Source organism: Chryseobacterium sp. FH1, from assembly GCF_000735135.1.
Lineage (GTDB): Bacteria > Bacteroidota > Bacteroidia > Flavobacteriales > Weeksellaceae > Epilithonimonas.
In genome coordinates this window covers 72,048-97,454 of record NZ_JPLZ01000006.1, presented here as the reverse complement: position 1 = coordinate 97,454, position 25,407 = coordinate 72,048, and the positions used below count along the sequence as shown (strand labels likewise).

Below are 25,407 nucleotides of genomic sequence, written 5' to 3'. Positions count from 1 at the left end.
AAATTAATATTAGTAATTTTAAAAATTAAAATCGAATTAATCAAATACAAAAAAAATGGAAAAAGCAAAAACACACATAGCAACCATCGCTATCAGCATGATAACGTATCAGTTAGGATATGGTCAAAAGGTGGTGGCAAAGGAGCAACCCGCTTATACCATAGAAAACTGTGTTAACGAATTTGATATCAACAAGGCCAAAGAGACGAAATCAGGTTATCAATACTGGTTCGCCGATAAGAATTTTACCCAAGAGAACACATTGAAGATGAGCATCGTGGCACCTGTAAAATCGACACACGCACCTCATCGGCATCCCGAAGAAGAATTCTTTTATATTCTTGAGGGAAAGGCCGCTTTTTATCTCGATGGCAAGACTGTTGAAGTGGGTCCGAATACCAGTTTGTATTGTCCTCCAAATGCTGAACATGGCATCAGCAATTCCGGCCTGACCGATTTGAAATATCTGGTCATCAAAAAGGATCTACGCTAGCTTTTCTTACACTTATGAAGTTTCGAGATGTTACGGTTTTTGAGTCCTTTTTGTTTTAAAATTTAATTTGTAGAGTATATTTTGGCCATGTCAAGCATTCACTTCCGCAACTGATCATGCGCACCTGACATCTTCAATTCATTAAATGCCAATTTGTAGGGAGCTGATACATTGGTCATTGCTTTGAATTCAACTTCACCAGTGTTTCAAACGACTGACTCCTATTCCCAGATCGAAAACGGAAATAACACGACATCACATTACCAACACCTGTGATTTTAGCTCCTAGAAATGCAATTCCCTCCTTCTGATGCTGGCTGTCTATAGTTATGTTTTGCAACAACTATTATTGACAAGGTTTGGTAATCCCACAACTATGAATATAATAAACTTTCCTCCGTGGATATCAAAGTCACATTAACTCCAATCAAAAGTATTCCCATCAGCCCTCATAAATAGTTTACTGATAAACAGTGGCTTATAATTCTAATTAGAATATTCTGAAAGTTTATCAGTAAATCGACAATCTGTACGAGTAATATGGTACAGTATGTGCATAAGCAATAAGAATTGCACAACAATAATCTATTATTTTTATCATTTACACAATATAATTCTATTATTGTTAGTGTCTAATTTCGATTATAGATATTTATTTAGAAATTATCAATAATCTGCCTCGCATAAAAAATTCTGGTATGAGAAAGATAATACTATTGCTAACATTGATTTTTGGTCAATTTCTTTACTCGCAGAGTTGTTCCAATATTACAGCGACTGATATTTTTGGAAACACATCGGTTTCGTTAAGCTGTGGAAGTGGCGCATGCGTAGAATTGACCACCAATGTACCTACAACATATTTGACAACTTCATATGTTGTAGAATCTCAATCTTATTCTCCAATAATTCCGTTCAACGAAGGAACAAGACTAAATGCCAATTCGGATGATAGTTTTTCTGGTATAATTCCAATTCCCTTCAATTTCTGTTTTTATGGTGGAACTTATGACAAACTAGTCATAAGCACCAATGGCTTTATAACCTTCGATACCAAACAGGCGGGTTTGGCCAGCAATCCAAATATATTAGAAAACAACCCAAGTCCTCTTCTACCACAGAATTCCATATTCGGAGTCATGCAGGATTTGATCTTCTCTCGGACTGGAGATGCCGAAATTTACTATTCGGTAGTCGGAACTGCGCCGTGCAGAAAATTTGTGATTAACTTTTACAAAGCCAGAATTGCTGGTTGTACAGAAACATCAAGTTCCCAGATCGTTCTTTCTGAGTTTTCAAATGAGATAGATGTCATTATAGAAAATAAAGTTCTGCCATGTTCCGATGCAAAATTCAAAGAGTCACTTATAGGATTAATGAATTCTACGGGAGACGAAGGAATTTCTCCGCCAGACAGGAACGCAGGCGTTTGGCAATCAGGCAATGAGAGTTGGAAATTCCGTCCAAACGGCGCTCAAGTACAACCAAACATCACATGGAAAAATTCAGCCAACCAGACAGTGGGAACTACTGCTACGATCAATGCCTGCCCGACCAGAACAGGAAAATATACCGTGACATTGGACTATTTGGTTTGCGACAAAAGTTTTAAGATAAGTGATGATATTGATATCACCTATGACCAAAACGGAAGTGCCCCGATCATCAACAGCCCGATAGATTTCACTTACACGTTATGTGACAACAATGCAGATAATACCGAACTTTTCGATTGGCAGACAAATGTGACACCGCTCATCACAACAGATCCTACTGTCAATGTCAGATATTACAATTCTCAATCCGCTGCTGAGAGTGGTGGCACTGGAATAACAAATATAAGAGGTGGAAAATACAAAGTCTACGCGAGGGTCACAAATCAGAACAACTGCTACATCATCGGCGTTGTTAATATGGACATTAAATTCCTGGATAAGATTGAAGCTAATGATATAAAAAAACTATACTGTTTTGATGGCACAGAAGATTTCGCCGTCGATCTTAATGATCTTTATCCAGAAATGCTCATTACTCCAGAATCGAAAATTACCAAAGTAACTTTTTATACAACATCAAGTGATGCAACTATTCCTAATGAATCAGCATCTGTTCCAGCCAATCAACTTTTGACAAAAGACGGCAATGTGGTAACGTACGTCTATTTTGTCCGTTTCGAGAATGCTGATGGATGTTTCACAGTTAAGAAAATTACAATCGAGCTTAGAAACCCGATCACCGCAGCAACACAACAAATTTGCGACTTCAAAAATGATGGCATCGAGAACATCACTCTTAGCAGTTTGAATGGAGCAGTTGTCGCTGGGCAACCTGTAAAAGCGACTTATTTTTTAGACTCTGCAGCTGCCAATGCAAACTCGGGAGCTGTATCTACCTATTTGCTAGATAGCTCCAATGGTCCAGCAATCATCTACGTGCGTCTCGATATGCTGGCAGACAATGGACCTTGCTACAGAGTTTATCCTGTTTTGCTTAGACTTACATCAAGCCCTATTCTTACCAAGGAGATGACAACTGTAGAATTGGGTATGATCTGCGACAACAACAACGATGGATCCGAACCTATTGATCTGACCAAATATCGAACGGAAATATACAGTGGTACAGAAAATTTCACCTACAGTTACTACGAATCTTTCAATCCAGCGACAGGCGCGCTTTCTAAAATCATATCAACACCAAAGACTTTCCGAATAAGTAAAAATACAGAGGTCTTTGTGAAAGTATCAAAAGGATCATGTTTCGCCGTAGGAAAGATCATATTAAATTTTGATTTTCTGCCATCTGTTGTCGTTCAAGGAGGAACCATTGCAAAATGCGACAAAGGTTATGATTATGGTGAAACTTATGATTTAAATGATGCCCTGTCAACGATGTTTTTGCCATCACAAAACAATGATGCAATTACGGACGTAGATATCTCCTACCATGCAACGAAACAAGATGCAGAAAGTGGGGTTGCGACAATCAGCAATTTTCAAAGTACTTATTATAATACTGTTACATTTTGGTCAAGATTCAAGTCAAAAAATTCGGGCTGTTATTCTGTGGCACCAATTGTTTTAAAAACGTATTTCCCCCCGAAAGCCATCCCATCCACAATCCAAGTGTGCGATAGTAACCTGGACGGAAATCCGGAAGTGAATCTGTTACTACCACAATTTACCGAGAATATGGTAAGTGAGACAGATCCAGAAAATAATTTCAGATTCTATCTCACTCTCGCTGACGTTGATGCTAATAAACCAATCCAAAATCCTGAAAATTTTTCACCAAAACCTTTCCCTAACAGAATCTACGTTCTTGTAGAAAACATTGCTGGCTGTTTCACCTTGCCTTCTACAATCGATTTTAGCACCGGAACTACCTTACCAATTTATAACGATAGCTTTACCATTGAGCAATGCGATGATCAGGCTGACGGAAAGGAGACATTTGATATCACTCAGTTTGAAAGTCAAATTTATAAATCAACTGGAAGTTATTCATACTATTCAACATTAAGTGATCTTAATTTGGACATTAATAAAATCACCAATCCCAAAGCGTATCTGTATGATGTCAATCTACAACAGCCTTCAATCTATATAAAAGTAAGTGATACTGGCTTCTGTCCTGCATTGGTAAAGATTAATATTCGTTTGAAAAATGCGCCTAAGTTTAATTTGGAAAACTACAGCTTTTGCCCTGGAGTTGGCATTACGATAAAACCAAATTTAGCATCTCTAAATCCGAAAGAATATACATGGAAAAATCCTGCAGGAGAAACTATATCTAAAGAAAATTTTATAGAAAATGTAAAAACTGCCGGCACATACTCGCTGACAATTCGAAACACCGATGGTTGCATTTATACTGATTATTTCGAAGTAGCAGCTTATGAAGTACCTATCATTACGCAACTTGTCGGACTATCTGCCAATTCCTATCAGGTAATTGCAAGCGGGAGCAGAAAAATACTCTACTCCATAAACGGTATCAATTGGCAAAATTCCAACGTTTTCGAAAATCTACCGCCTGGCAGAGTAACTTTCTATGTGAGATTCGAAGATTCAGAATGTTTGGGAGATAGAAAAGACGGTCTGTCCGTTATGATCTCCAATGTAATCACACCAAATGAAGATGGTAAAAACGACTTATGGACTTTCAGCAATTTGGACTTGTACAAAGACCAGCCTTCTACCCTTAAAATATATGACAGAAATGGCATAATGGTGTTCGAACAGACCAGCAATATCAGTTTTGTTTGGAATGGCAAATTCAATGGAAGAAGCCTGCCGACCGCAAGCTATTGGTACGTAATGATGCTGCCAGACAAGACACTGACAGGATGGATACTTTTGAAAAATAGAAATTGATCATACTTTAATTTTTCAACTCTGAATTATTTCTGAAAATTTTTGCAAGCAACAAAACCAAATACGCTCTGCAAATGCTATCCATGCGTAAATCTTTCTCATTTGTCAACACCAATGTCAACACGAGAAGCTCATTAAAACCTGATATTTGGAATAAATTTACCTAAACAATTAAATTGTATTAGATGAAATTTACCACCAAATCTATTTTTGTCTTTTTGACTACATCCATCTATATAGGTACTGCAGCCCAAAACACAAATCTAAAAAAACAGAACGGATATTTAGTTTCCCAATCAACTGGAAGCATTTCTTTACTAGCTAGATGGAATTCTTTCAAATCTAAGGATGAACATAGAGTCTTTGCTGACCCACAGCAAAAAATGTTATCTAAGATGGGTTTGTCAACTACTGAATCTAAGACATCATCCAAAACCAACCAGTTCTACGGTGGCGAAGCATACAAAGGAAATAACGTTCCTTATGCTTCCATTACTGATGGTCTGGGCAACACTTACATTACAGGAGGAAGTTCTAACGAAAGCCAGGCCTCTGGAGATTTCTTTACGATAAAGGTCGGTTCAGATGGTCAAACATTATGGCAAATACGTGAGCAATCGGCACAGTTTGCTGTAGAGTACGGGATGCAAATCACATTTGATAATGTAGGAAACATCATTGTTTCTGGTTTAAAATGGAATGGTCGTAATATGGATATACGGATTGTGAAATACCATCCTGACGGATCTAAAATTTGGGATACAACCTTTGATAATGGTAAAGACGGACTTGAAGTTCCTAATGCCATGACAACCGATGTCAAAGGTAACGTCTACATCACCGGAATTGCGTGGTCTGGCAATTCTATAGATTATCTCACTATAAAATACGACAGCAACGGGGCTAAGCAATGGCACCATACAGAAAATCCGGCAGGCGGAGAAAGCTGGAATGAAGCAACTGCTATAGCAGTAGACACCGAAGACAATGTTGTAGTTACAGGCTACAGTCCAAATCCAGACGGCTGGTTGAATTACCACACCATTAAATACGATGCGAATGGTTCCAAACTCTGGGAACGGGCTTATAATTACGAAAGTAGCGATCCTGAAAACATAGCCGAAGTAACCAATTCTGTTGCACGAGCAATTACCAGTGACAGCGAAGGCAACACCTATGTTACCGGAACTTTTGACACTTTTCTAAACCGCATTGGAACCATCAAATACAATTCTGAGGGACAACAAGAATGGATTCAAACCTACAGAAGCGAGAATGAGGGAACTTCGGGATGGAAGATAGGTCTTAAAAATAATAAATTATACGTAGCAGGAAACCATTCAGGTGGTTTTTCAGATGACGGAACGGTTTTGCTTTCTTACAATACAAACGGTGAAATGAATTGGACCAAAGAAACCAATGACCTCATCGATATTAATAATGCGACAATTACCTTTGATTCAGAAGGCAATATTATAACATCAGCAAATGGGATGACGCCAGGCGCAGAAGAATGGGAACAGGATGTTGCGGCCCGTGCCTATAAATATTCAGAAGACGGAAACCTTTTGGGTCAGTCAGCTTTTGTGATTTCTACAGCTACAGGTATGGCGACCATGGGACAAATGGCAGGTGTGGGAACAGATGCTAATGGAAATATCTATTTCTCTGTCAATTCATATTATACAGAAAAAGGTGCTGTTTTCGAAACTGTAAAATCAACATTTGAAACATCCAGTCCTGCCCCACAATGGAATGCCGTCTACGCCAACCTCGGCACAAAAGATGCAGACATGCTCAATTCCTTCAACGATCAAGATGGCAATACTTTTTCAACAGGTTCATATTACAACTATGCAGATGGAATGCTGAACAGCAACTATTTCCTTGTGAAGCATAATGCAGAAGGTGATGTTGCATGGGACGCCGTATTTAATTCAGAAAACGGGAATACTGCTGAAGGAATTGTAGCGAGAGTCGATGCCAACGGAAACAGTTATGTTTGTCTATTGCCAGGTTTTGAACAGAATCCACCGGCTTTAAAAGTAATAAAGCTTTCGCCGGAGGGCAGTCAGTTGTGGTCACAGAATATTGAACTGTACAGTCCACAGGTCTACGTGATGGAACCTCAGGCAGACGGATCGGTCTATTTGGGCGGAACTGCCAAAGAAACTGAAGGAAGTGATTCAGGCTCCTTTATAGGAATCAAATTGACTGAAGATGGCTCTCTTGCTTGGAAAACCTATATGTCAGGATCAAATGGTAACAATATTTATCGTATAAATGCTGGAAAAGTTGATTCTGAGAAGCGTTTTATTTTAGCTGGTACAAATGGAAATGGAAGCTTCATGTCCGAAGACGTCAATCTAACAACGGTTCAATTCAATGCAAATGGGTCCGCGGGTTGGATCGCTTCTGTAGCTGTTGATGGCGCGTCTTCCTATGGAACCGATCTTTATATCGCAGACGACAACAGCATCTATGTCAATGGCTACACTAAAAATAAAGAGACCTATGCTGATGACATCATTACTGCAAAAATAAGTGCATCAGGAAATACACTTTGGAGCAAGACTTTTGGAGATGCCGATAGAGACGAGCGCTCTTATACGATCAAACCTTTTAGCAATGGCGATGTTGCAGTTGTAGGATACAGCCTTGCTCTTAGTGGTGATATCAACAACACGGTTATTAAATACAATGCTTCTGGTGAACAACTTTGGAATTTTGCTTCAGAAAATATGCGTTACTACAACGACTTCCACATCGATGCTTCAGACGTTTGCTATATTATGAACCAAGTACTTACAGATCCATTCCCTCACAAAATCTTTAACCAACCTTTTCCGATTGCTTCCTTGGTCAAAATTGATAAAAACGGGCAAGAAAAAGGTGAGACTTTTTTTAACGGACCAGAATATGCCGAGTTTTTTGGAAAAAGACTAATCCCTCATTCGGATGGCAGACTTTTGCTGGCAGGTAGCGTAGGCAATCAGTCTTTCTTCAAAGGGCTTTACTTTTTTGAAACAGAACACGATGCTACCCTTGGTCTTGCGGACGGCCTTAACATCTCGACAACAAATGGTCTATTGGGGCAAAACTATCCTAACCCTGTTTCAGATATTACAACCATACCATTTACACTCATCGATAGTGGCAAGGTTGTCGTAAGATTATACAACACCCAAGGTAACTTGATCAGGGAGATAGCAAATGCAACTTATCCTTCGGGCAAAAACAGAATAACATTCGACACCAAAGGTTTACCTACCGGGATATATTTTTACCAAATTGAATCTTCGGGCATTAAACAAGCAAAAAAAATGATCGTTAAATAAATTTGATCTCTAAAAATCAGAGGCTCTGGACAAATATCCAGAGCCTTTTTTTGTTTATGCAGTATAAAAATTTAAATTTGAACTATTATGCTGAAGATGAACAAAGTAAATTCGCTGATATTTCTGTTTTTAGTTTTGCTGTCTGCCGTTTCATGCAATGACGAAAGTAATGGTTCCTTTGCAAAAAAAAGTTATTCTGCAAAAGATGAATTAACCAATTTCAGGACACTTGGTGATCAACAGTGGCATCTCGGAAATTATCAGGAAGCTCTCAAATATTTTACCAAGGCCTATAAAAAAATAAAAGCGTCTGGTGACGAAAAAGAGACAGCAACCTTGCTTAATAGTCTCGGACTGGTACATTGGCGTCTTGAGAATAATGTTGCCGCCATGGAATGCTATAACGAATCGGCGACACTTGCTGAAAAAAATGGGATGAAGAGACTTTTGGGCTTAACGCATACCAACCGGGCATTAATACTGAAAGAGCAACGAAATTTTGAAGGTGCATTTTCTCAAAATAATGAAGCGATAAGATTATTCAGCGAAATCGACAAACCTAAAGATCTCGCAGTCGCTTATAATAATCAAGGTCAGATCTATCGCTATTCTGGAGCATATGACGAGGCCCTGAAATTCTATCTTTTATCTTTGCAACAATGCGAAAAAATAAACGACACAGAAGCCAAGGCAATCGCCTACCAAAACATAAGCAACATTTACGCTAAAAAAGGAAACAAGGAAAAAGCACTTGACACAGGTCGAAAATGCCTTAAATTTAGTTACGAGGTGAAAAGTAAGGTTCGTATCAGTGAAGGTCTCAACGAACTTTCCCACACCTATGAAGTTTTCAAAATGAAAGATTCGGCATTGCATTATTTCAAAAAACATTACGAGGTGGAAAAAAGCCTGATGAAGGCCAATCAAAGCAAAATCCTGTCGCAGTATCAAGCCAATTTGGGCATCGAGGTCAAAAATCTTCGTATCAAAAATCTTCAAAACGAAAAGGAAATCGCCAATGAGCGTTTGATGTTCGTCGGAGCTTGCTTTATGATCATATTGCTTATTTCTGCATTTTTTATCTACCGTTATCTTTCTGTCATCAAATTCAAAAAAAAGCAGTTAGAGATGGAGCTCGAAAACTCGAATCATCTGATCCAGGTGAAAGAAGAAGACCTAAAAACCTACATCATCGATCTGACACACAAAAATAATATCATCAGCAAACTGCAAAATCCTGATAAAGCAATCAAGGACATTGAATATGATGTCAGTGAGCTATTGGAGCAGAAAATCTTTACCGATGACGGCTGGGACAAGTTTAAAAAACGATTTTCAGAAATTTATCCAGATTTTTTCAGCAAGATAAGACAGAGTGGCATTCCTGTTACCGAGGCAGAAGTCCGCATACTGGTTCTTATGACCTTAAAACTGAATGGCAACGAAATGGCAAACAGCCTTGGCATCTCTCCACAAAGTGCAAGAGCCTGCAAGATGAGACTTAAGAAAAAACTGCAACTGAACAATTATGAATCCGTCGAAGCTTATTTACAATACATTTTTAATTAGATATGATGGGTTATTTCTAGTCCACATATTTTTTATTGTTTGATTATTTTGAAAGCTTTTGGAGAATTATCAACCGTCAACATATAAACACCTGAGGGCAAGTTTGCGATGTTGATGCTATTGTTACGAAATCGGCCTTGTTTTACAATACTTCCAGCCACATTGTAAATCACAAATCCTGAATCCTGCCTATTGTTATTTTTTGAAATCATGTGGAGTACATCCTTCACGGGATTTGGGTGAATTTGAATATCGTCACTATCATAATCTTTTATTGTTATAACAGAACTAAGTGTCGTACCATCAGGATTCACGGTGTAAGGCAAATCTCCCATATATCTTTCTGTATCCTTTGCACATCTCACTCCCATGGCAGCTTGAGGGTAAAATCCTGTTGCTGACGCCAGCTTTCCGCCATTCCCCGAAGTGCTGCTTAAGTCAAGCCCAATAGCATAACCCGTATAAAAGTCTGCTGGAGAACTGGTCCATAATCCTGTTTGATATTTATAATTATCCGCAGTGGGATATCCGCTCCTTGCATTCTTCCAATCGTTTCCGCCAAGAATACCCCGTATGCCAGTTGCTGGAATATTTCCAATATTATACTTAGATCCCGGAAAGCTGAATACCCAACCTGATCTACTGCTTGGCGTTGTGCTTTCTGTTGTAATTGAAAGCGTGTAGCCTGGATATTGTCTCACATTTACGGCATTATTACTCGACCCGCCCGTGAGATCCGCGATCGTACTTTGGACAATACCATAATTTGCAAAATTGCTTGTCGTGTTGTATCCATTATAAAACCAAGGAGATGAACCTTTTGCATAAGAGCCGTTGTTACCTGCGGCAAATAAATTTGCACCACTAGTATCTGGTACCCTCCATCCCGCAGGACAAGGATCATAAGGCGATTTTTCTGTCGCGTGCCCCCATCTATCCTGAGCCAAACCGTTTTCATCGGAGATCCAATCTTTTACTTGTATTGATTTTGTTTGCAATGTCCCAGCATCTTCCATCCCTAATTCATTGCCAGTTCTGGATCTGAAAAGAAAAGATAATGGATTTTCGGTAGCATATTTTACGACCTTTCTAATCTTTTCATTTTTAGGGTCAGCGGTAGATATTCCTGCAGAGGATCTATAAACATTCCACTCTCTGGAGTATCCGGAACTCATGTCTGTAGAAGAGAAAATTGCATCGGTAATAGGATTTGATATCTCTAAAACAACATTGCCGTTAGCATCTATACCGATCTGCTTATAAACATGATATGTTGCGGCAACCTGTACGCTGTTGTTATGGGCGGAAATGAACTGAGTCCCACCAGGATTATGGAATGTTGGCAAGGGATCTTTTCTGCCCCATTGATAGTGAAGTCCGCCAGATTGTTGAATTTGTATTTTAGATTGCAATTCGGTGGCAAGATCCGGTCTGACCAATGATGACGGTAACACATGCAAAGCCCCAAGATTTCTATCCATAAAAGTGGTGGTAAGAGGCGTTCCACCTTTGGCAGGATTTATTATTTGTCCATTCGTGGTAGGAATGATTCCACCATTCTCAATAGACTCGGTCGTATATGTTATTTGATTTTCTTTAGACAATGGATTCGTAACCGGTGCCCAAATGTGCCAACTCCAAAGGATCTTATCCGTATCTGACGTTCCCCACACACCATTGTTGCCTTTATGAAAAGCAATTACAGCATTGCCTTTTTTCTTCGCAGCTATTGTAATTTTCATTTGTTGATCCGGATATGTACCAATAATTTGAATCTTTTTTATCAAACTTTGGTTATCTGTCCATACCACACTGCCTGTCTCAACATTGCCCGACGGAAGTTCTTTATTATCTGATAGATAAAGTTTGTGCATCGCATAGGCTTTTTTGAGACTGATCAGCAACTCTTTGTCTTGTGACACGGCATCATCCACCTCACCAGTCATGACCACAAAACTATTGGGCTCCTTTGTCCAAGTTTCATAATCCGTAGTATCATTATCTGTTGACAAAACATATTCTGTCTCATAAAAAGCAGGCAAAAGCGCCATGTTGGGATCTCGCATACATCTTACCGCTCCCAGACCATTTGTTTTAACGGTTTGATTGACGTAGATCCCATTCCAGCCAGTACTTGAAACGTCTGATCTTTCTGGATCACTGTGAATAATGGTTCCCCTATATCCTCCAATCCCGTAGGTGGAACTAAGTAAAATACCATCAGAAGCTTGATCCTGAAAGACAACCTGTACTGGATTACCACCATTTCCCTGATAGTAGATATAGTTGCCAGTGGTTGGAATCAGCCCTATCTTTCTATTGTCGGTACCATTAAAATCGATTCCTCTACCAGGATACACTTTCACCCCGATTAAGGCATCATTTAGTGAATTCGGTAGTATCTGACTGTAAGCTGTATTCGTATCATCGTTGAAACCACTATTTTTCCTTCCTAATGGATTGAGATTATTATTTATGGTATTCCGTCCATAGTGGGAAGGAACCCTCCACCCATTAGGACAAGGATCATATTCTGATTTCAACTCGTATGACTTGCTATCCGTAGCAACAGTAGTATTACCACTGGATGCGTTGCTATGCAGACCTTTTCTGTTATCAGCCCATAGATCCCAAGTTTCTATCAGATCTGGATTGGAATTGTTGGTCTTATACTGCTGATTGGAAAACCAGGTGCCATCATTTGTAGCATGGGCGATTATATCAATTGGATTATTAATGGAATATCTTATATTTCCACTGATGTTATTCGTATTGGTATCCGTTCCCCTTTGTTTTACAGATATAGGAGAAGACTTTAATGTTGCATGAGAATGTCTTCTGCTTCCGACATCTCCCGTCACTTCATAGAATGTTCCATCTTTATAGATCAACGGAGGTACGGGGTCTTTTCTACCCCATTGGTACATCAGACCTCCGGACTTGTGCCAGTCATTGCCAAGAAAGCTTGCATTTGTTGCACCCAGATTCCGATCCATATACTTTGGGGTGAATGCCTGATTCAAAACATTAGTTTCAAAGCCTTGCCCATAGGTTGCCCCATCCATAGGATCATCCGTCACCCACAAATGCCATGTCCAGTAGATTGTGCCATCGACCTTAAATGCTATACTCGCATTACCCTCACCTTTGGTCTTATCAATTATAATTTTAATTTTGGCATCCTCTCCTGTTCCTACAATAGAGGTTGAACTTACCAATCCATTCACATCTTCCCAAAATACAGTGGCGGTCTGCTGGCCATTTTCGCTGATCGGAGTAAATGAACCGATGTCATTTTGCATATATCTTCCTTGCTTCCACATTTGATAGGCTTTTGCAACAGGTATGTACAATCCATCAGTTTTGGTACCATCAGGCAGAATGCCGTCTCTGTAGAAGATATAGCTATTAGGTGCTAGTGTGTAATCAGTTTCGATTTTCTTGATGAAATCAGTCTTAGGATCGGATATCATTTTCTCTCCTTCGCCGAAAGTAAATTTGACGTCCTGAGAATTGCTATTATCAAATTTAAATGGTGAATTATAATTATTGATTGTAGAAACTTCAGAAGCTGTCTTTTGACCAAATAGGATCAGGGTACAAAATAGCGTAGGTAAAATATAGATTTTAAACATAATATAATTCTTAATAATCATATTACAATAAGCGTGCTAATAAATCAACAATAATTAGTTATTAATATAAATACCTAAAAGATAAATGATATTTGTAAGATTATTACGAATACAAATCATTGATTACCTATCAAAAAAAAACTTTAGAGTAGAAATATCAATGTTTAAAAAATGAGTTGAGTGCAGGAGACTATTTCGTTGAAACCCATATATACAGATTAAGTTAATTTGAGATTTCAAAGCAGATCTTTTGCAGATTCAAATTTTTAAAACATTTCCATTCGAAATATATAGACGTTGATCATATATTTCCATATACAAAAAAGTCCACTTCAAATTTGAAGTGGACTTTTTTGTACTTGTACTTTTGGATACGTCGAATAACACGGAGAAAATTAATACTATGACAAATAAATATTGTCTTGGCCCTATTAAAAATTTTTGATTGATGATTTTTTTACCTAATAAATATGTCAATGCTAATATATATTCGCCAAACCACCATCTAGAGGAATGCTTGTCCCGGTAATGTAAGATGCATAATCCGACGCTAGAAATGCTACTAGATGACCATATTCTTCAGGTCTACCAAGACGTTTCATCGGGATTTTGTCCTCTCTGATCTTTTTGATTTCTTCAAGTGATTTGCCACTGTCTTCTGACTCAACTTTAATTAACTCCTGAATTCTTTCGGTATCAAAATAGCCGGTCAAGACATTATTGATGGTCACGTTGTGCTGTGCAACTTCATTGGACAAGGACTTCGACCAGGCTGCAACTGCAGAACGAATTGAATTTGACAAAACCAGATTACTAATCGGTTCTTTGACTGACAAAGAGGAAACATTGATGATACGGCCACTTTTTTGTTCTATCATATGAGGAAGGGCTAAAGCAGTGGTCTCGCAAACGGTTTTAAACAACAGGTCAAAAGCCTTCTGGAAATCATATACACCTTTATCCACTGCCATTCCAGGCTCTGGACCATTGGTGTTATTGACAAGAATATCGATTTTGTTCTCTTCAAAATAATTTGTAATTATTATCTTAAAACTTTCAAAATCAGAAAAATCAGCGACCAAATATTGGTGTTTTTGATTTTCATTAATCACAGGAAGTTCGTTTAAAGAATTTTTAAGTTTTTCTTCATTTCTGGACATCAATGTAACGTTAGCTCCACATTTTGCCAATTCGATCGCGATGCCAGCTCCTATTCCTTGGGTGGAAGCACCAACCAATGCGTTTTTATTTTTAAGGTCAATATTCATAAATTTATCTTTTTATAGTTCTGATTTTTTTGATTATATGTAATATAAAATTACTGAAAACAAAGTAAAAAACACGGTGAAGATGCAAATTCAGGACAATTTTCGAATTGTTGAAACAGAATTGCTCTGAGAAAATCCTATCATAATATAGGATCATTGAAATTTTAAGGATTTTTCCTTTTTTTTAGGAGAAGCAACTTATGAAGAACAACTTGCATTTATATTTTAAAATTATTTAAACAATAAATATTGTTGAAAATAAGAATTAATAATCTTTATTAATTAATCGTGCTACTTCTTTTACATAGCTGGCAGGACGATGGCTTGCAAGGGAGAAATTTGCACATCATTATCGGCTCGTCGTTCAAATTTAAAATTTGGGAAATTATTCGTCTGCAAATTGTGTGAGGCATTTTTTGAGATAAGAAATTCTTGAATAGTTTTCAGATGGTTTTGTATAATTAAAATATTTAAGGATAGATCTCTATTTTCAAAACCTGTGCATTTCCAAAGTTTTCTAAAAGTCATGGAAACAGTCTCCTCAGCATCATCACGAGAATCTAGTTCCTTCATAGCGATGCCGTAAAGTATAGCCGAATATTTTTGGTATAAATATTCAAAGGTTTCCTTACTGTTTGTTTTTATTAACAAAAACAATTCTTCGGGAGAATTAATATATTCAATCTTTTTTATCATTTGACATCTTAACTTAATGGCAATACTTCAATATCAGACTAATTAATTTTACTAAAGGATTAACAAGAATAGACATTTATTAATGTGAGAAACATTAAGCACTTAACCTTGTTGATAATAATTTCGATGTATTTTATCTTATTTGTAAAATATTAGATAATTCGGACAATCAAATTGTATGCTAAAAATATTATTTTGTTGCCAAAAGAAAAATTTTAACTTAATTCCAGAAAAAAAGCAACCTGATCTAGGTTGCATTATGGCGTTGAGATTTATATTAAGAATCTTTTAATTCAACTGACCTTGGACAAACCTACTTCACCCTTGATTTCAAAACCTGCTCCACATCTTCTAAAGTAAAACCTTTCGCTTTCAACAAAATCAGATAATGATACATCAAATCTGCCGCTTCATTTAGGAATAATTCATCGTTATTATCTTTCGCTTCGATGACCAATTCCACAGCCTCCTCTCCCACTTTTTGAGCCACTTTGTTAATGCCTCTTTTGTAAAGTTCATTGGTATAAGAACCTTCATCATTGTTATCAATTTTATCAGAAATCGTTTGTTGCAATTCGTATAAAAATCCTTTGCCGGTTTCCTCAGCAAAACAAGTCGTCGTTCCGTTGTGACAAGTTGGCCCGAATGGTTTTGCTTTGATGAGAATCGTGTCTTGGTCGCAATCGATTTTCCAATCGACTAATTCAAGGAAATTCCCTGAAGTTTCGCCTTTTGTCCAAAGTCTGTTTTTGGAGCGGGAGAAAAAAGTGACTTTCTTTTCCTGCAAAGTTTTATCGAAAGCTTCCTGATTCATATAACCGAGCATCAGAACTTTCAGATTGAGATAATCCTGAATGATGACAGGAACCAAGCCTGTATTGTTGTCAAATTTTATAGTCATCGTATGGGTAGATTTTTAGATTTTAAATAATTTTTAAGTTCCGGAATTCCGATTTCGTTGAAGTGAAAAATACTCGCGGCCAAAGCTCCGGTTGCTTTTGTTTCCGTGAAAACATCTTCAAAATGTTGCATTGTTCCCGCTCCTCCGGAAGCAATCACTGGAATATTGATTAATTCCGAAAGTGTTTTGGTGATTTCAATGGCAAAGCCAGCTTTTGTTCCATCAGTATTCATTGAGGTTAGGAGGATTTCTCCGGCTCCCAGACTTTCGACTTCTTTTGCCCAGGAAAACAATTCTTTTTCAGTCTCAATTTTTCCGCCGTTACTGAAAATTTTGTATTGATTTCCAACGAATTTTGTATCAATCGCAACAACCATACATTGTGAGCCAAACCGTTTGGCGACTTCACTAATCAATTTTGGATGCGATAATGATGCAGAATTGATTGTGATTTTGTCCGCACCATTTTTCAAAAGTTCCTCCACATTTTCCAAAGCGTTGATTCCACCGCCAACGGTAAACGGAATATTGATGTTTTTCGCGATTTCTTTAACTAATGGAATTAAGGTTTTTCTGCGTTCGTCCGTTGCAGAAATATCCAGAAAAACCAATTCATCTGCGCCTTGCTCAGAATATTTGATAGCCATTTCCACAGGATTTCCCACTTCTTTCAAGTCCAGGAAATTGACGCCTTTTACAGTTTCTCCGTTCTTGATATCGAGACACGGAATGATTCTTTTTGCTAGCATTAGAGAAATGGTTTTAAATCGTTAAACGTGATTCTGTTTTCATACAAAGCTTTCCCGATGATTGCACCCTCACAACCTATTGATTTTAATTGAACTAAATCGTTAGTAGAAGTGATTCCACCGGAAGCGATTAATTTGATTTCAGGATTTTGAGAAATTATATTTTGATATAATTCAAAAGAAGGACCTTCCAACATTCCGTCTTTATCAATATCTGTAGAGATAACGTACTCGATTCCGGATTCTGTTTTTTCTTTGATGAAATCATAAATATTCATTTCACTTTCTTCTAGCCAACCGGAAACTGCAATCTTTTCATTTCTTGCATCAGCGCCCAAAATGATTTTTTCTGAACCATATTTTTCAAAACTTTCTTTAAATAATTCTGGATTTTTAATAGCGACACTTCCAAGCGTAACTTGATTGGCGCCATTTTCAAAGGCGATTTCAATGTCTTTTTGGGATTTCAAACCGCCACCAAAATCTATTATTAAGTTGGTTTCTTTGGAAATCTGTTCTAAGATTTTATAATTAATGATTTGACTTTGTTTTGCACCGTCCAAATCTACCAAATGCAAAAACTGGATGCCATTGTTTTCGAAGTTTTTGGCAACATCCAGAACATTGGAGTTATAAATCGTTTTTTGATTGTAATCGCCTTTGGAAAGCCGGACGCATTCGCCGTTGATGATGTCTATTGCTGGGATGATTCTCATTTTCTATTAATATTTTGCGGATAGAGCTTTATCCTTTTTAATTTTAAACTCTCGCAGATTTAATTGATTTGGCAGATTAATTTTAAAATCTGCTCAATTCGCAAAATCTGCGAGAAAATTTTAAACAAATATTTTGTCAATTAGCTCTTTGCAAATAATTTTAAATTAATAATTAAAACATTGCTTTTAAAACCATTTGCAAAGAGCTAATTGCTAAAAGCTATTTATAATTTTAAAAAATTCTCTAATATTTTGCTTCCCAAGATTCCACTTTTCTCTGGGTGAAACTGAACGCCAAAAAAGTTGTCTTTTTGCAAAGCTGTGCTGTACGCTTCGGAGTAATCCGTGGTTGCAATAGTGTGTTCATTTTTCGCAACGTAATAACTGTGAACGAGATACGTGTAAGTTTGCTCCGGAATTCCTTTGAATAAATCCGATTTCAAATCATAAATCTGATTCCAGCCAATCTGTGGAACCAAGACCGAATCCGGGAATTTTTTGACCGCAACATCGAAGATTCCGAGAGCTTTCGTATTGCCTTCTTCCGAATCTTTGCAAAGCAATTGCATCCCGAGACAAATTCCCAAAAGTGGTTGTTTGAGCTCCGGAATCAGCGAATCCAGCTGGGTTTCCCGCAAAGAATTCATTGCAAAAGAAGCTTCGCCAACGCCTGGAAAAATGACTTTGTCGGCGTTGGAAATCTCGTCTGGATTGCTCGTAATCTTCGCCGAAAAACCCAGTCTTTCTATTGCAAACAAGAGACTTTGGACGTTTCCGGCTTTGTAATCTATGATAACTGTATTCATTATTTTTATTTTTTAGATGAAAGATGATAGACGGATAGATAATAGATACAAGATTCAAAGTCTATCATCTATCCATCTATTATCTAATTGTCTCCTACAACATTCCCTTTGTTGATGGTAAAATCATTTTGTCTGGGTCGCGTTTTACGGCGGATTTCAGGCATTTTGCGAAGGCTTTGAAAATCGATTCTATTTTGTGGTGCTCGTTGTCGCCTCCCGCTTTGATATTGAGATTTGCTTTTGCCGAATCGGAGAAGGATTTGAAGAAATGGAAGAACATTTCGGTGGGCATTTTTCCAATCATTTCGCGTTTGAAATCCGCTTCCCAAACAATCCAGTTTCGTCCGCCGAAATCTAAAGCCACCTGCGCCAGACAATCGTCCATCGGTAAGACGAAAGCGTAACGCTCGATTCCCAACTTATTTCCTAAAGCTTGATAAAATGCTTCTCCAAGGGCAATTCCAGTGTCTTCAATCGTGTGATGTTCGTCCACTTCCAAATCGCCAACGACTTTGATATCCAAATCCATTTGACCGTGTTTTGCAATCTGGTCGAGCATATGATTGAAAAACGGAATTCCAGTTTCGATGTTGGATTTTCCGGTTCCGTCGAGGTTTAGATTGATTTTGATTTTGGTCTCGTTGGTGTTTCTGATGATTTCGGAAGTTCTGTTTTCGAGTTTTAGGAATTCGTAGATTTCTTTCCACGAAGTTGTTTTTAAACCAATTACATCTTCGAGTTCATCATTTTCTAAAATCTCATCTGCGCCAAGATTCTCATCAGTATTAATGAAAATCGCTTTTGAATTGAGGTTTTTTGCCAACTTCACATCGGTAACTCTGTCGCCGATGACGAAGGAATTTTCTAGGTCGTAAGTTTCTTTATCTAAATATTTCGTCAGTAAACCTGTGTTGGGTTTTCTGGTAGGCGCATTGTCTTTAGCAAAGGTTTTATCGATGAAGATATCTTCGAACTTGATGCCTTGACTTTCAAATGCTTCAATGATAAAATCCTGAATCGTCCAGAAGTTTTCTTCCGGATGAGAATCTGTTCCCAAACCATCCTGATTGGTCACCATCACCAATTCGTAATCCAATTCGTTGACGATTTTTGAAAGATAAGTGAAAACCTGTGGATAGAATTTCAGCTTTTGAAAAGAATCAACCTGATAATCTTGGGGTTCGAGGATTAATGTTCCGTCGCGGTCTATGAATAGTAGTTTTTTCATTTTTTTATGGACTTTTTATTTTTATGTGGCTTCGAGAGCCTCAGCCTGACAATGGGGTTACATTTCTTATATTAATATCTATCACACTGAGCTTGTCGAAGTGTTTTCTAATTCAAATTTTGGAACGTTTCTATTAATTTTAAATTTTCTTCTGGAGAACCAACGGTGATTCTCAAGCAATTTTTTATGACCGAATTTCGGTTTCTGACAATCACATTTTCATCAACTAATTTTTGATAAATCAAATCTGCATTTTCAACTTCAATCAAAATAAAATTGGCGTCTGAAGGAAATATTTTCTTGACCAAACTCAATTGTTCTAAACTTTGAATCAGAATTTTTTTCGCGTTCAAAATCAGTTTGATATTATCTTGAACGAGTTTAATATTTTCATCATTCAAAACATTCAGAACTGCGTTTTGATTAAGTTGACTTATGTTGTAAGGCGGTTTTGTCTTATTGTAAAAGTTAATGATTTCCTCAGAAGCATAAGCAATTCCAACTCGAACAGAAGCCATTCCCCAAGCTTTGCTGAAAGTCTGACTGACGATGAGATTCGGGTAATTTTTAATTTGATTTTTGAAACTTTCTTTTGGACTGAAATCAATGTAAGCTTCATCAATAAAGATAATTCCGTTGAAATTTTCAAGAATGTATTTGATGGTTTTAATTGAATTTCCTGTTGGATTGTTTGGCGAACAAATGAAAATGATTTTTAGATTTTCGTCTTTTAAATGTGGTTTCAAAGTCTCTAAATCAATTTGAAAATCGTCATTCAATTCTAGGTTAATAAGCTCTACATTATTGATGTTAGCCGAAACGTCGTACATTCCATAAGTCGGCGAAAAAGTCAAAACCTTATCTTTTCCGGGCTCACAAAATATTCTGAACGCCAAATCAATCACTTCATCGCTTCCATTTCCAAGGAAAATATTGTCAGCAGAAATCTGATTAATTGCACTTAATTTTTCCTTGATTTTCCGTTGATAAGGGTCAGGATAACGGTTCAATTCTCCGAAAGGATTTTCATTCGCATCCAGAAAAATACCGTTCTCCCCTTCAAACTCATCTCTTGCGGAAGAATAAGGTTTGAGATTCAGAATGTTTTTTCTGACTAATTTTTGAATATCAATTTTCATTTTCTAAATATTTTAATCTGACAGAAACTGCATTTTTGTGAGCTATCAATTCTTCGGCTTCAGCCATTAATTCGATGGTTTTTCCGATGTTTTGAATTCCATTTTTTGTGATATTTTGAAAAGTGATTTTCTTCATAAAACTATCCAGAGAAACGCCACTGTAATTTTTCGCAAAACCATTTGTCGGCAAAGTATGATTGGTTCCGGAAGCGTAATCGCCTGCGCTTTCCGGACTGTAATTTCCTAAGAAAACAGAACCTGCATTTGTGATTTTATTAGTAAAATTCTCAGCATTTTCTAATGACAAAATCAAATGTTCTGGCGCATAAAAATTAGAAAATTCAATGGCTTCGTCAATGGAATTCAACAAAATTGATTTGCTGTTTTGTAATGCGATTTTAGCGATTTCGTTACGCGGTAATTCTTTGAGTTGGTTCTCTATTTCGACATTGATTTCATTAATAACGGTTTCAGAATCACTTAATAAAATCACTTGAGAATCGGTTCCGTGTTCTGCTTGTGACAATAAATCCGACGCTATAAATGCTGGAATCGAACTTTCATCCGCAATCACCAAAACCTCACTTGGACCAGCCGGAATATCGATGGCGACATTATAATTAAGCGCTAATTGCTTTGCAAAAGTCACATATTGATTTCCTGGCCCGAAGATTTTATCAACTTTCGGAAGCGTTTCTGTTCCAAACGTCAAACCTGCAATCGCTTGACTTCCTCCAACTTTGAAAATGTTTTTAATTCCGACGAAATCAGCTGTAAACAAAATAGCCGGATTTATTTTTCCATTTTTATCTGGAGGCGAACAAAGCGCAATATTTTTACAACCTGCAATGTTTGCCGGAATTCCCAACATCAAAACTGTGGAAAACAAAGGTGCCGTTCCACCAGGAATATAAATCCCAATATTTTCAATCGCTCGGCTTTCTCGCCAGCAAAAAACGCCTTCCGTTGTTTCAATGATTTTCTTCTCTTCTTGTTGAGATGCGTGAAATTTTCTAATGTTTTCTGAAGCTGTTTTTATTGCTGATTTTAATTCATCAGAAACTAAATTTTTTGCTTTTTCAATTTCAATTTCTGAAACTTTTAAATCATTTAAAACAACGCCATCAAATTTTTCTGTAAAGAATTTCAAAGCTGTATCACGGCTAATTTTTACTTCATCAAAAATAGATTTTACTTGCTCAGAAAGGTCTTCCTGATTTTGCAAAGGTCTTTTGCAAAGTGATTTCCAGTCTTTGATATTTGGATATTTGTACTGCTTCATCATAATATCATTTTTTCGATTTCTAAAACTAAAATTCCCTGCGCACCTTCATTCTTCAACTTCTCTATCACTTCCCAAAACTGGTCTTCTTTAATCACTGAATGGATTGATGACCAGCCACTTTCTGCCAATGGAAGAATAGTCGGCGATTTCATTCCGGGTAAGATGTTGATGATTTTTTCCAAGTTTTCATTGGGAGCATTCAGAAGAATATATTTGCTTTCGGAAGCTTCTTTGACGGCGTTGATTCGGAATAATAGTTTTTTGAGAATGTCTTTTTTATCGTCTGACAAGTCATTATTTGAAACCAAAACAGCTTCGCTTTCCACCACAGTTTCAACTTCCTTCAAACCATTTGTCAATAAAGTAGAACCTGTGCTGATGATGTCGAAAATCGCATCGGAAAGTCCAATTCCAGGCGCAATTTCAACGCTTCCACCAATCTTTTCTATTTGTGCATTGATGTTTTTCTCTTGGAAATAGTTGGAAAGAATCTCGGGATAAGACGTCGCAATCTTTTTATTTTCAAAATATTGAATTCCATCATAACTTTCTTCTTTCGGAATCGCCAAAGACAATCGGCATTGCGCAAATCCCAATTTCTGGATGGTTTCGATTTGTTTTTTCTGCTCCAGAACTTCATTCAGACCAAGGATCCCAATATCAGCAACGCCTTGTTCCACGTATTGCGGAATATCATCGTCGCGAAGGAAAAGAATTTCCAAAGGAAAGTTGGACGAAACGGCTTTCAATTTTCTGGTGCCGTTGGAGATTTTGATTCCGCATTCTTCGAGGAGTTTCAGAGATTTTTCGCTCAGTCGTCCGCTTTTTTGTAAGGCTAATTTCAGTTTACTCATTTTAGATTTTGACATAAGTCCGAGTAAACGACAGAGAATTTTTGGAATAAAAAAAACCGACTGATTACTCAGACGGTTTATATTTTTAGAAGTTATGACATATCACTACCTTCCCGTCTGTGCGAGGAAATGGTGATGATGATGCATAAATTGTGTAGTCATTTTGCTATTTTGATGAAGCAAATGTATAGAACTTATTTTGAATAAGACTCAAATTTTTTAAATTATTTTTCTTTAAAATTAAAAATGAGAATTTAATCTAATCTAAAACTCGAGATTTTTCACTGCTTGCCAACTGCTTTACCATGCCCTTGAAAATAACGCCATGAAAAGGAAAAACCGAATACCAATACAACCTTCCAAGTAATCCTTTCGGACGAAAAACAGCCTTTTGCCATAGCTTTCCGCGATACAATTTGAACATCAACCAAGCTTCTCCAGGCAATTTCATTTCGGCAAAAAGAATCAATTTGCCTTCTTCTCGATTGGCGTAGAGCACGCGCCAGAAATCCAAAGCATCGCCTTCGTGGAGTTTGGTAGGATGCGTTCTGCCCCTTCTCAAACCTGGTCCACCGACGAAAACATCCAGAAAACCTCTGATCTTCCACAGACTTTGTCCATACCAACCATTCTTTCCTCCCAAACCAAAAACTCTGTTCAGACAGTCTTCGCGATCATCGTATTTGTAACTTCTAATATCTTTGAAACAGCCAAAATGTGGAACTTCTATATATTCTTTGAGCGAATAATCATTTCTACTGCTGATAAAACTGTCTTTCCAGCTAGAACTTATTTCGTTGGCCTGAATCTTTTCCATCGTCCGTTGCAAAGCTTGAACATATGAAAATGGCTGAACGCCAGTTATCTTTTTAATGCTATCCAGACTTTCCTTATCACAAACCACTTCAATTTTCATACTTCCAACCAATGAACTTGCCAAGTTGTAAGATGTTGAAGTGATGAAGTAAAGCCAATAAGATGATAATTTTGGCGTCATAATCGGAAGTGTGACAATTGTTCGTTTCAAACCGCGAACTTTTGCGTAACCCAACAAAATTTCTTTATAAGTGAGAACATCATCGCAACCAATATCAAAGCTTTTGTGGTACGTTTCTTTTTTGAATAAGGTGAAAATCAGAAAGTCCAAAACGTTGGCAATTCCGATGGGTTGACATTTGGTATTCAGCCATTTCGGCGTGATCATTATTGGCAATTTTTCCACAAGGTCACGCACGATTTCGAACGATGCACTACCCGACCCGATGATGATTCCTGCCCGTAAGACCGTCGTTGCAACTTTGCTTTCAATCAAGATTTTCTCTACTTGAAATCTCGAATTCAAATGTTTGGAAAGTTCTTTTTGATTGACCAAACCTGACAAATAAATGATATGCTCGCATTCCGTCTTTTCTATTGCAGAAACAAAATTCTCTGCGCAAGTTTTTTCCGATTCCTCGTAGTCATCGCTCGTGCTCATCGAATGCATCAAGTAGTATGCACCAGAAATATCATTTGGAATATTCCTCAAAGTTTCCTCTCGTAAAAAGTCAACTTCTATGACTTCAATCAAATCATCTTTGATTCCTTCGGGTTTCGAAAATCGGCTGACATCGCGACTGCAACAAATCACTTTGTAGCCTTGTTCGGTAATGACGCTAATCATTCTTTTGCCTATGTATCCGGTGGCTCCCGTAAGTAAGATCTTTTTCATTATGGATAATTTGACTGACGGATATTATGCAATTAACATACCTTATCCTACATAATGGTAAAATTAATTACTAATTTAAAAAAAACAAAATTTAAAAATTGAAGATAAAAAGTATATTACAAAAGCTATAATATTAGGACGCCAATCGCTACTGGTTACATCAACAAAATGTTTTTCACTAAGATTACATCAAAAGCCTTGTCAGAAAATTCATCTGTCAAATGATTTCAAAAATTTTAATAAAAGTCTGAAAACAACTATGACCGAGAAGTCAAAAACATACATGATCAAAGCTATTTAGCGAAAAAACAAATTTTGAGTAAATTTGTGAATATTTATAATTTAAAAACAATAAAGTGTAGACTTTCTTCCTATAATGGTCATAAAATACGAAAGATAAGTAAATTCTTATTTCTTAATATTATTTTTTTTTATAGGCTCTGCTAATGTGTTTGAACATAAAAAATGGCCGAAATTTTTTTTCGACCATTATTGCCAAATCTGTTGGCATTTCTATGCTTTGGAAACTGCTGTTCCTTGTGATTTCTTGGCTTGCCTTTCTTCGAATTTCTTTACTACATAACCAATGATAAAGGGCGCTGCCCACGTCAATACTGTTCTAATCAATCTCGGGTTCATAATT

The 25,407-nt window shown here is 37.2% G+C and carries 17 protein-coding genes; 4 read left to right on the top strand and 13 right to left on the bottom strand.

The genetic code is table 11. The features are described 5' to 3' along the window. Positions 1-55 precede the first annotated feature (55 nt). The 4 genes from IO90_RS07430 (at position 56) to IO90_RS07415 (ending at position 9,776) form a co-directional block, all read left to right on the top strand. On the top strand, positions 56-493 hold the full coding sequence (locus IO90_RS07430) for a cupin domain-containing protein (RefSeq protein WP_228374655.1): 438 nt from the start codon (positions 56-58) through the stop codon (positions 491-493). A gap of 698 nt (positions 494-1,191) precedes the next feature. Next, positions 1,192-4,869: a T9SS type B sorting domain-containing protein gene (locus IO90_RS07425; RefSeq protein ID WP_034965477.1), complete on the top strand. Its 3,678-nt coding sequence runs from the start codon at positions 1,192-1,194 to the stop codon at positions 4,867-4,869. 185 nt (positions 4,870-5,054) lie between these two features. After that, the gene (locus IO90_RS07420; RefSeq protein WP_034965475.1) at positions 5,055-8,207 is read left to right on the top strand and encodes a T9SS type A sorting domain-containing protein; all 3,153 of its coding nucleotides are present in this window, start codon (positions 5,055-5,057) and stop codon (positions 8,205-8,207) included. 87 nt (positions 8,208-8,294) lie between these two features. Then, the gene (locus tag IO90_RS07415; RefSeq protein ID WP_034965472.1) at positions 8,295-9,776 is read left to right on the top strand and encodes a tetratricopeptide repeat protein; all 1,482 of its coding nucleotides are present in this window, start codon (positions 8,295-8,297) and stop codon (positions 9,774-9,776) included. Positions 9,777-9,808: 32 nt separating this feature from the next. Here IO90_RS07415 and IO90_RS07410 read toward each other — a convergent pair whose 3' ends face one another. The 13 genes from IO90_RS07410 to IO90_RS19135 all read right to left on the bottom strand — a co-directional run bounded on the left by IO90_RS07410 (position 9,809) and on the right by IO90_RS19135 (position 25,403). Continuing rightward, positions 9,809-13,411: a T9SS type A sorting domain-containing protein gene (locus IO90_RS07410; RefSeq protein ID WP_034965468.1), complete on the bottom strand. Its 3,603-nt coding sequence runs from the start codon at positions 13,409-13,411 to the stop codon at positions 9,809-9,811. Between the two features lie 479 nt (positions 13,412-13,890). Beyond that, positions 13,891-14,679 carry an SDR family oxidoreductase gene (locus IO90_RS07405; RefSeq protein ID WP_034965466.1) on the bottom strand — a complete coding sequence of 263 codons (789 nt, stop codon included), beginning with the start codon at positions 14,677-14,679 and terminating at the stop codon, positions 13,891-13,893. Positions 14,680-14,979: 300 nt separating this feature from the next. Then, entirely contained in the window at positions 14,980-15,375 is a 396-nt protein-coding gene (locus IO90_RS07400) for a hypothetical protein (protein WP_034965463.1), read from the bottom strand. Between the two features lie 313 nt (positions 15,376-15,688). Then, positions 15,689-16,276, bottom strand: coding sequence for a bifunctional phosphoribosyl-AMP cyclohydrolase/phosphoribosyl-ATP diphosphatase HisIE (gene hisIE / locus IO90_RS07395; protein ID WP_034965461.1), 588 nt, complete (start codon positions 16,274-16,276; stop codon positions 15,689-15,691). Next, positions 16,273-17,025, bottom strand: a complete 753-nt coding sequence (gene hisF, locus IO90_RS07390; RefSeq protein WP_034965460.1) for an imidazole glycerol phosphate synthase subunit HisF — start codon at positions 17,023-17,025, stop codon at positions 16,273-16,275. The genes hisIE and hisF overlap by 4 nt, the downstream gene beginning before the upstream one ends. Continuing rightward, complete coding sequence (hisA, locus tag IO90_RS07385; RefSeq protein WP_034965458.1) at positions 17,025-17,741, bottom strand: 1-(5-phosphoribosyl)-5-[(5-phosphoribosylamino)methylideneamino]imidazole-4-carboxamide isomerase; 717 nt, start codon at positions 17,739-17,741, stop codon at positions 17,025-17,027. The genes hisF and hisA overlap by 1 nt, the downstream gene beginning before the upstream one ends. Before the next feature lie 224 nt (positions 17,742-17,965). Then, complete coding sequence (gene hisH, locus IO90_RS07380; RefSeq protein WP_034965457.1) at positions 17,966-18,547, bottom strand: imidazole glycerol phosphate synthase subunit HisH; 582 nt, start codon at positions 18,545-18,547, stop codon at positions 17,966-17,968. A gap of 94 nt (positions 18,548-18,641) precedes the next feature. Beyond that, complete coding sequence (hisB, locus tag IO90_RS07375; protein ID WP_034965455.1) at positions 18,642-19,775, bottom strand: bifunctional histidinol-phosphatase/imidazoleglycerol-phosphate dehydratase HisB; 1,134 nt, start codon at positions 19,773-19,775, stop codon at positions 18,642-18,644. Positions 19,776-19,882: 107 nt separating this feature from the next. Then, on the bottom strand, positions 19,883-20,914 hold the full coding sequence (hisC, locus tag IO90_RS07370; RefSeq protein ID WP_034965454.1) for a histidinol-phosphate transaminase: 1,032 nt from the start codon (positions 20,912-20,914) through the stop codon (positions 19,883-19,885). Further along, a complete protein-coding gene (hisD, locus tag IO90_RS07365) occupies positions 20,904-22,196 on the bottom strand; it encodes a histidinol dehydrogenase (protein ID WP_034968682.1) in 1,293 nt (430 codons plus the stop codon). Before hisD ends, hisC begins: the two co-directional genes overlap by 11 nt. Next, positions 22,196-23,053 (bottom strand): ATP phosphoribosyltransferase, encoded by an 858-nt coding sequence (gene hisG, locus IO90_RS07360; protein WP_034968679.1) that lies wholly within the window; start codon positions 23,051-23,053, stop codon positions 22,196-22,198. The genes hisD and hisG overlap by 1 nt, the downstream gene beginning before the upstream one ends. A gap of 259 nt (positions 23,054-23,312) precedes the next feature. Beyond that, the gene (locus IO90_RS07355; protein ID WP_034965452.1) at positions 23,313-24,764 is read right to left on the bottom strand and encodes an SDR family oxidoreductase; all 1,452 of its coding nucleotides are present in this window, start codon (positions 24,762-24,764) and stop codon (positions 23,313-23,315) included. A gap of 513 nt (positions 24,765-25,277) precedes the next feature. After that, the gene (locus tag IO90_RS19135; protein ID WP_262483373.1) at positions 25,278-25,403 is read right to left on the bottom strand and encodes a hypothetical protein; all 126 of its coding nucleotides are present in this window, start codon (positions 25,401-25,403) and stop codon (positions 25,278-25,280) included. Positions 25,404-25,407: the final 4 nt, after the last annotated feature.